Here is a 7,704-nt window from a genome sequence, read left to right as displayed (position 1 = left end):
GCCCACCCCCTCCTCGGTGCCGCCGCCCTCGACACCCTGCTGCCCCTGGCGCGCGCCACCCTCCACCGCCGCCTGGCCGACCTCGTCGACGACCCCGAGCAACGCGCCCGCCACATCATGCGAGCCGCCACCGAACCCCCGAACCCCGAAACCGCCGCCCACCTCACCGCCGGCGCCACCGCCGCCCGCGACCGCGGCGCGATCCCGTCCGCCATCGAACTCGCTGACCTGGCCATCCGCTTCACACCACCAGAGGCCACCACCGCCCTGACCCAACGCCAGATCGCCGCCGCCGAACTGCACTACATGCGCGGCGACACCGCAAAGGCCTGCGAACTGGCCGGCGCCGCCTGGCCCGCACCGGCCGGCGCCGCCTGGCCCGCACCGGCCGGCGCCGACCCCCCGACCCGCCGCCGCGCGCTGGCACTGTTCACCCACACGCTGCTGTACAGCCAGGGCCCCGCCGCCGCTCAGCGGGTGGTGGAGGCGGCGCTGCTGGCTGAGCCGGGCGGCGGGGCGGCGGGTGCTGGGTCCGGTGCCGGGTCGGGTGCCGGGTCGACTGCTGACCGTGCCGCCAGCGCCAGCGCCGACCCGGCCGACTCGGCTGACTTGACCGGCGACCTGACCCGCCCGACCGGCGATCTGGCCGACCTGCGCAGCGATGCGGCTGGCGCTCCGAGTGGTTTCCCGAGTACTGACCTTGCCGGCGTCCCGACCCGCCTGACTGGTGACCTGCCCGCCGCCGACCCCTGCCTGCGCTCCCTGGCTCTCGCCTTCGCCGCCGACTTCAACGTCGCGAGCGACCCGCCCCACGCACGCCGCTGCGCAGTCGAAGCGATCCGGATCTGCGATCGGCTCGGTGCCGAGGCCGATCCGGCGGCGCTGGCGACGGCGTTGCTGGCGTTGGTCGAGATCGACATGTTCGCGGGGCGGGGTGTGGATCGTGCGCTGGTTGAGCGGGCTCGGGTGGCGCAGGCGGGGCAGCGGTGGGTTCCGTTTATTGAGCGGGCTGAGGTGCGCTTCGGGCTCAGCATCAAGTATGTGGATGACCTCGACACGTCTCGCAGTGTGCTGACGCGGATGGTGCGGCGGGCGCGGGAGGTGGGGGAGACCTCCGCGGTGGCGATCCTGTTGGCGCATTTGGCGTATACCGAGGTGCTGGCCGGGCGGCCTGGGGCGGCGCGGGAGGCGTTGGCGGAGTTCGAGGAGGCGGCGCGGGAGGCCGGGCCCGGGATCGGTGAGCCGGCGTCGCTGACTGTTGCGCGGGCGCTGGTGGCGATCATGGATGGTGATCTGGACGGCGGCGAGGCGATCCTGCTCGCCGCGTTGGAGCGGTTGCCGCCGATTCCGTTGGTGCGGGTGATCATGGACACGCCGCTGGCCACGATCGCGCTGCTGCGCGGCGACGTGGAGCGGGCGATCACGCTGCTGACCGGCGTGCTGGAGCAGGCGCGGACGGTGCACGTCCACGAGCCGTCGGCGCGCGGACGTCCCGAGGGCGACCTCGGCCAGGCGCTGGTCACCGCCGGTCGGCTGGAAGATGCCGCCGTGGTCGCGGCCGAGCTCGCGGAACTCGGCGCGCGCCTGGAGCGCCCGACGCTCAGCGGCATCGCGTTGCGGATCCAGGGGACGATCGCCGCCGCCCGGGGCGAGCTGGACGCGGCGGCCGAAGCGCTGACGCGCGCGGTCCAGGCGCACGCCGCCTCGCCGATGCCGATCGAGCGCGGGCGGAGCCTGCTCGCGCTCGGGCAGGTGCAGCGGCGGCGCAAGGCGAAGCCCGAGGCACGCCAGGCGCTCCAGGACGCGCTCGACTGCTTCACCGAACACGGCCACCGGCCGTACGCGCAGCTCGCCGAGGCCGAGTTGGATCGGGGACGCCGAGCCGGGGCCGGATCGCTGCTCACCGCCTCCGAACAGCGGGTCGCGGATCTGGTGGCCGACGGCTTCACGAACCGCGAGGTGGCGGCGCGGCTGTCGATGAGTGTGCGGACCGTCGAGAGCCACGTCGGCTCGGTGTTCCGCAAGCTCGGGGTCCGCTCGCGAACCGAGCTGGCCGGGCGGTTTAAGCAGTAGGCAATGGAAACGCGTGGTTCCACGGGTTAAATGCGACATCGAAATCCCTAGCGTTGGGGGATGCTGATGTCACTCGCGGTATCGGGCACGATCCTGGCCCTCGCGACGCTAGCCGCCGGCCCGGTGCGTACCTACCCTTTGCGGGTCTACCTCGGGGCCGGACTCGCCGGGTTCCTCGTTGACAGTGCACTGGTTCGCCTGGACGAACCGGCCGCCGAGGACGTCGTCAACGTGCTGGTGCTGGTGCTGGTCGTGGTGCTGGCGGCGCGGCGCCGTGATGTGCGGCCGTCCGCGCTGGACCTGACGCTGCTCGGCCTGTGGACCGGAGTTGGTGTCGGGCACCTGCTGGACACCGGGATCGTCGGTCTGGGACTGGGCATCGGCGTGCTCTACCGACGCCGATGGAGGCTCGCGTGGATGGCCGCGCCAGCCGGACTCGTGATGGCGTTCGCTATACCGTCGTGGATCGTCGCGTCCTTACTTGTCCTGAGCAGCGGAACCGCCGCCATGGCCTGGTTCGAGTGGCGGCACGGCACGCAGCGTCGACTCGACCCGACCGGCTACGCATCCTCCTCTTCAGCGATAGTGCCAGTGCTCTGGCACGTCGTCCCACGCTGGCTCTGGCTCACGGCCGCGGAAGGCGCCCGGCGTGGGGCGCGGCTGGCAGAACTCCAGAGGGCAGACTTGAGTACCCCTGGACCCCTGCGACCGCGCCCCGCAGCTGCGCAGGCGCCTCCTAGTTCGGCAAGAACGAGATCGTCTGTTCCGTGGCGCTCCGGTCGCCGCCGACCGGGCTCCCGGTGACGTCCGTCCACGTCCGCTCGGGCGTGGTCTCCGCCGACCGGCTGTCATCCGAGGACAGCCCGAGGACAAGTCCGCTGTAGCGGTTGACCAGGCGGAAGGTTCCCTTGCCGCCGTTGTCCGAAGTGTCCCGGACCAGGAACCACTCCTGTCCGACAGTCGGCCCGCCCGCGCCGATCGCGGTGACGGTGGGCCTGGCGCCCCAAGCGCGGCCCGCGTCACCCGTCGAGTCGACGCCGAGTGCCTGGCCGCTGCCGACATTGGTGATCGTGTAGGCGCCGTCGCCGGTGGCGGCGAACTTCCACGAGGTCTGATTCGCGTGGCCGAGGTGCGAGGTCGAGATCGCGTTCGTACCTTCCTGCGTCAGCACCCTGTGGTCACCGCTGGCGATCCGATATGCACGCGCCAGATCGAGCGGAGCCTGGGCCCCAGCGGTGGAGTCGATGGTCGTGTCGGCCCACTCGCCGTCGGAGCTGTGGCAGGCCACCGAGCAGTAGGCGCGGAAGGACTTGCCGACGATCATCTGGTTGGCCAGGTTGGCGTCGTCGACGATCCACCGGTACCAGGACCCTGATGTGTACGCGCCGGTGTCGCCGATGAGATGCCACCGCTGCGTGGCCAGGTCGTCAGTCGCGTAGTACTGCTGCGGCCCGGTGTCGCCGGTGACCGCCGGTTGGCCGATGTACAGGCCGAGGTAGGCGTCGTAGGTGATGTTCATGTACGCGATCGGCGACTTGGCCGGCAGCGTCCCGGCCGCGATCTGCTGGTCGGTGGTGCCGGGGTCGGCCGGGTTGTAGTCCTTGTCCGGCGGGACGTAGCCGAGCGGGTAGTCCGCGCCGACCGGCTCCATGTCGCTTTCCTTGCCGCCGATGCCGGGCTGCGACCAGCGCCCGTCGTACCACTTCTGCCAGGTGCCGCCGGCCATCTTGCCGGAGATCGGGGCGCGCGCCACGTGGGCCAGCCAGTCCATGGCGCCGGCCTGGCCGCCCTTGGGAATCACGCGCGAGGAGTAGTAGACGTAGAAGTACCCTGACGCGTAGTCCACGAACAGGCGCTGGTCGCCGTCGCCGTAGTCATAGGTCTGATTCGGGAACGCGCTGTCGTCGCCGCGGGTGGTGCTGTACGGCGAGGTGATCGCGTGCCCCTCGATGGCCCAGGTCTTGCCCTGGTCGTGCGAGACCGCGTAGTCGATGCCGTCGTAGTGCCAGCCGTCGCCGAACGGCTGCGGGGTGAACTCGTTGTGGACCAGGCCGTACCAGTCGCCGGTGTCCGGGTCGACCCAGGTGCCGAGCAGATCGCAGAAATCCTTCTGCGTGTAGGAGTTCCGGCTCGGGTCGTAGCTCGACGCGACGCCGGTCGGGCCGTTGTTGCACCGCCACGTCGTGTCGCCGTTCTTGTCCTGCGGATTCGCCGGGTCCACCGCCGTGCTGGTCGACGCGTCGTACGTGGCGTCGCCGAAGTTCGTCCCGGAGTAGAAGCTCCAGTCCCGTGGACCCGTGGCCCCGTATTCGGAATCGGACTCCTGGAAGTGGAACGAGCCGTCCTTGTCGATGAACGAGCTGGCCGGGGTGTCGTCCTGAAAGGGGTGCGTGCCGACCGTTCCGATGCCGATCGTGTAGCTCGGCGCGGGACGGCCGTGGGCCGGGTTCACCGCGGCCGAGGCGGCGTCGACCTGGGTCAGCGTAACCGCGGCGAGGGCGGCGCATAGGGCGGCGATGAGGGTTTTGCGGGGTGGGGCCACTGCGGTTCCTCTCTTCTGGATCAGGGTCCTTGCTTCGGTCGGTCGGATCTGTCCGGGGTCACAAACCGTCTCGGTCACAAGCCGTCCCGGTCGTGCCAGTGCCGCTGCCACCGCGGGTCGACCGGCAGGTCGGCGGGCTGGTAGCGGATGTCGGTGGACAGGCGGAACCCGCCGTCGGGGTGGCGGTTGTCCAGGGACGCGTGGATGACGTGCGCGGTGTGGATCATCACGTCGCCGGCCCGGAAGCCGGTGACGAGCCAGCGGGCGTCGTGGTCGTCGGCGAGCGCGGGGAGGTCGGCGGTCATGGAGGCGGCCGGGCGTTTCAGCGTTCCGGCGGCTTCCTGTGCGCGCACTTTGCCGTGGCTGCCTTCGAGGTAGATCAGCGGCCCGCGGGCCAGCGGGACGTCGCCGAGCGGGATCCAGGCGGACAGCACGTGGTCGGTGCCCTCGCGCAGGTAGACGAGGTCGTAGTGGGCCTGGGTCGCGGTGCCGATGCCGCTCTCGCCCGGTCCGACGTGCCGGATGATCTTGCGGCGGTGCAGGTGCAGGCGGTCGGTTTCGAAGAGTTTTGCGAACAGCTGGACGAGCGCGGGGGTACGGCACAGGGCTTCGTATTCGGGACCGGGAACGACCTCCTGGAACAGGATGCGGCGCAGGGCGCTCTGGTCGATCGACGGCTTGTCGGCGGCCGTGCCGCTGACGGGATCGGTCCCGGGCACGATCAGCCCGGCCGAGGCCAGGGCCGCGAAGTAATGGCGCCGGAAGTCCAGGACGAGGTCCGGGTCGAGCAGGCCCGGGAGGTAGAGACAGCCGCTGTGAGCCAGGCGCCGCCTCAGTTTCCGGGCGTCGGCGCGGTCGGCTTCGGGGACCGGCTCCAGGCGTCCGAGCCGGCCGGGGTCCTCGGCGAGCCGGTAGCCGTTCGAGGTGAGACCGGACGCGGTGAGGACTCCCGTCGAGTCCGGGAATCGAGTGGCGGGCATGAGAGCCATCGTGCGTACTAGGGATATGCTCCGGCCATGCACAGGTTCCGCTGGCATTTGGACTTTTGTCGACCGACTCTGTATCGGCCGGCGCCGCGATGACGACGACCTCGGTCGCCTTCTACTCCACACCCCCGGCCGAAGTAGCGGCGCTGGGGCTGGCCGTGACCGGCGTCGGACGCATCACCGGGCAGCGGGCGTTCCGGGCCCGGCGCCGACTCGGCAGCTACGCCGGAGTGCTGGTGACGTCCGGATCGGGGCAGCTGACCCTGCCCGGACGGCCCGAATCCCACGACGTCGCGGCGGGCTCGTTCTTCTGGCTGCCGCCGGACGTCCCGCACTCCTACGGGCCCTCGCCCGGGGAGTGGTCGGAGCTGTGGGTCCTGTTCGAGGGCCCGGCCGCGGTCCGGTACGAGGACCTGGGATACCTCGGCGGCGGGCCGGCCGTCGTGGCACCGGTCGATGCGCGGCAGACCGGCGCGGTGTTCGCGGAGCTGCTGGAATCGGGGGCCCAGCCGGAGTCGCTGGCCCGGCACGTGCGGGCCTCGGCCCTGCTGCACACGCTGATCTGCTCGGTCGGGACCGTGCGGCCGGCCTCGACGCAGCACGAGCCGGGGCGCCGGGACACCGCTCGGCGGGCGTTGGAACTGCTGGAGCGCGACGCGCATCTGCCGATCGCCATCGGCGACATCGCGCGGCAGCTCGCGGTCTCCCGGGACACGCTGGCCACCGCGGTCCGGGAGCTGACCGGATCCACGCCGACCGACTACCGGACCCGGCTGCGGCTGAACCGGGCGAAGTCGCTGCTGACCGACACCGACCGGCCGATCGCGCGGATCGCCGAGGATGTCGGGTATCCGGACCCCGCCTACTTCACGCGGATCTTCACCAAGAGCATCGGGCTGGCGCCGAGCGCTTTTCGGCGCCAGCAGAAACCGTGAACCACCCAGAAACCGTGAACCAACCAGAACCGCGAATCAACCAGAACCGCGAATCAACCCCTGTCAACCGCCACTGTGCTGAATCACCTTGCCCTGCCCATCGGCGGCCAGCGTCCCGGCCCCCTTGTCCCCGGTCACCACGATCCGGATGGTGACCGACCCGCCGAGGCTGGTGGCGGTCGCCTGCCAACGCTGCGGCGTGCCGATGCCGGGAGTGCTCTCGGCTTCCCGCACCAGCGCGGGGATGCGGTCGTAGGCCAGCGAATCGAGGTCGAAGCCGCCGACCTTCACCGTGCTGGGGAGGAAGACGATCGTCAGTTGGTCGTCCTGCACGACGACGGTCAGCGCCTGCCGGCCGGCGTCATCCTTCGTCACTGACTGGACGGAGGTTTGCAGCGTGCCGGGATCGAGCATCGACTGGCCCGCGCCGAGCGAGACCGTCCCGACGTCCGACGTGACAGTGGTCGTAGTCGTGGTAGTCGTGTCCGACGTCGATGACGATGAAGCCGGCGGATTCGACGCGGCCGCGGTCTTGTCCGACGTGAACACCTGGTTGTGGAACAGCCCCAGGATCGCGCCCGCACCGACCACCATGCCCAGGAGCGTGAGCAGACAACCGCTTCCGCTCACCGACGGAACGTCCTTCGAAGCCGACCCCGGCACCGAGTCCAGGGCCGCCGTGGCGGCCCGCTCCGCCCACTCCGACGTCGGCTTCGTCAGGATCCGTACCTTCAACGGCCGTTCCCGCGGAAACCGCACCACCACGATCCCGCGCGGCTGGTAGCGGGGGAGGGCGACGAGGTTGATGTACTCCCGGAACTCGACGCGGAAGCCGGGCTCCTCGTCCGGCACGACGCTCAGCTCGAAGCGCACCGCCACATCGCCGGCCTCGTCCGCGCCCCCGACCGCCTCCAGGCTCTCGATCATCGCCAGTGCGGTCACCGTGCGCGGGACGCCGGTGGGAGCCTCACGGATAAGACGGGGCAGCACGGCGAGGTAGTAGAGCAGCCCGTAGGCCGGCAGCAGAACCAGTCCTACGACGATCAGCATCACCCGCCCCGCCACGCATCCGCTGATGAAGGCGGTCAGTGCGGCCCCGGCCACAACGGAGGTCAGGAATCCCCGGACGCGGTGGGTCGGGGCCGCACTGACCGCCTTCATCAGCGGA

At 70.9% G+C, this 7,704-nt stretch carries 6 protein-coding genes; 3 read left to right on the top strand and 3 right to left on the bottom strand.

Translation table 11 applies throughout. The features are described 5' to 3' along the window. Both KGQ19_RS45900 and KGQ19_RS45895 read left to right on the top strand, forming a co-directional pair. Positions 1 to 2,073 (top strand): helix-turn-helix domain-containing protein (locus tag KGQ19_RS45900; RefSeq protein ID WP_230420462.1); only part of this gene is annotated, 2,073 nt, incomplete at its 5' end. 60 nt (positions 2,074 to 2,133) lie between these two features. Beyond that, positions 2,134 to 2,877: a hypothetical protein gene (locus KGQ19_RS45895; protein ID WP_212021461.1), complete on the top strand. Its 744-nt coding sequence runs from the start codon at positions 2,134 to 2,136 to the stop codon at positions 2,875 to 2,877. Here KGQ19_RS45895 and KGQ19_RS52410 read toward each other — a convergent pair. Together KGQ19_RS52410 and KGQ19_RS45885 are read right to left on the bottom strand one after the other, a co-directional pair. Further along, positions 2,810 to 4,615: an RICIN domain-containing protein gene (locus KGQ19_RS52410; RefSeq protein WP_212021459.1), complete on the bottom strand. Its 1,806-nt coding sequence runs from the start codon at positions 4,613 to 4,615 to the stop codon at positions 2,810 to 2,812. The genes KGQ19_RS45895 and KGQ19_RS52410 overlap by 68 nt on opposite strands. A 74-nt stretch (positions 4,616 to 4,689) precedes the next feature. Beyond that, positions 4,690 to 5,595 carry a phytanoyl-CoA dioxygenase family protein gene (locus tag KGQ19_RS45885; protein WP_212021457.1) on the bottom strand — a complete coding sequence of 302 codons (906 nt, stop codon included), beginning with the start codon at positions 5,593 to 5,595 and terminating at the stop codon, positions 4,690 to 4,692. A gap of 98 nt (positions 5,596 to 5,693) precedes the next feature. Between KGQ19_RS45885 and KGQ19_RS45880 the strand changes: the two genes are divergently transcribed. Further along, positions 5,694 to 6,536 (top strand): helix-turn-helix domain-containing protein, encoded by an 843-nt coding sequence (locus KGQ19_RS45880; RefSeq protein WP_212021455.1) that lies wholly within the window; start codon positions 5,694 to 5,696, stop codon positions 6,534 to 6,536. Positions 6,537 to 6,599: 63 nt separating this feature from the next. On the opposite strand, the gene KGQ19_RS45875 is transcribed toward KGQ19_RS45880, so the two are convergent. Beyond that, a partial coding sequence (locus KGQ19_RS45875; protein WP_212021453.1) for a hypothetical protein occupies positions 6,600 to 7,704 on the bottom strand: 1,105 nt, incomplete at its 5' end.

This window comes from Catenulispora pinistramenti, assembly GCF_018274385.1.
GTDB classification, from domain to species: domain Bacteria; phylum Actinomycetota; class Actinomycetes; order Streptomycetales; family Catenulisporaceae; genus Catenulispora; species Catenulispora pinistramenti.
Note: the sequence above shows the minus strand (reverse complement) of the source record. Positions and strands in the feature narration are given on the sequence as shown.

What these genes read in the sequence shown, in the direction of transcription:
- KGQ19_RS45880 (WP_212021455.1), top strand. Translation starts at nt 5,694, where the DNA reads ATGACGACGACCTCGGTCGCCTTCTACTCCACACCCCCGGCCGAAGTA.
- KGQ19_RS45895 (WP_212021461.1), top strand. Translation starts at nt 2,134, where the DNA reads ATGCTGATGTCACTCGCGGTATCGGGCACGATCCTGGCCCTCGCGACG.
- KGQ19_RS45885 (WP_212021457.1), bottom strand. Translation starts at nt 5,595, where the DNA reads ATGCCCGCCACTCGATTCCCGGACTCGACGGGAGTCCTCACCGCGTCC.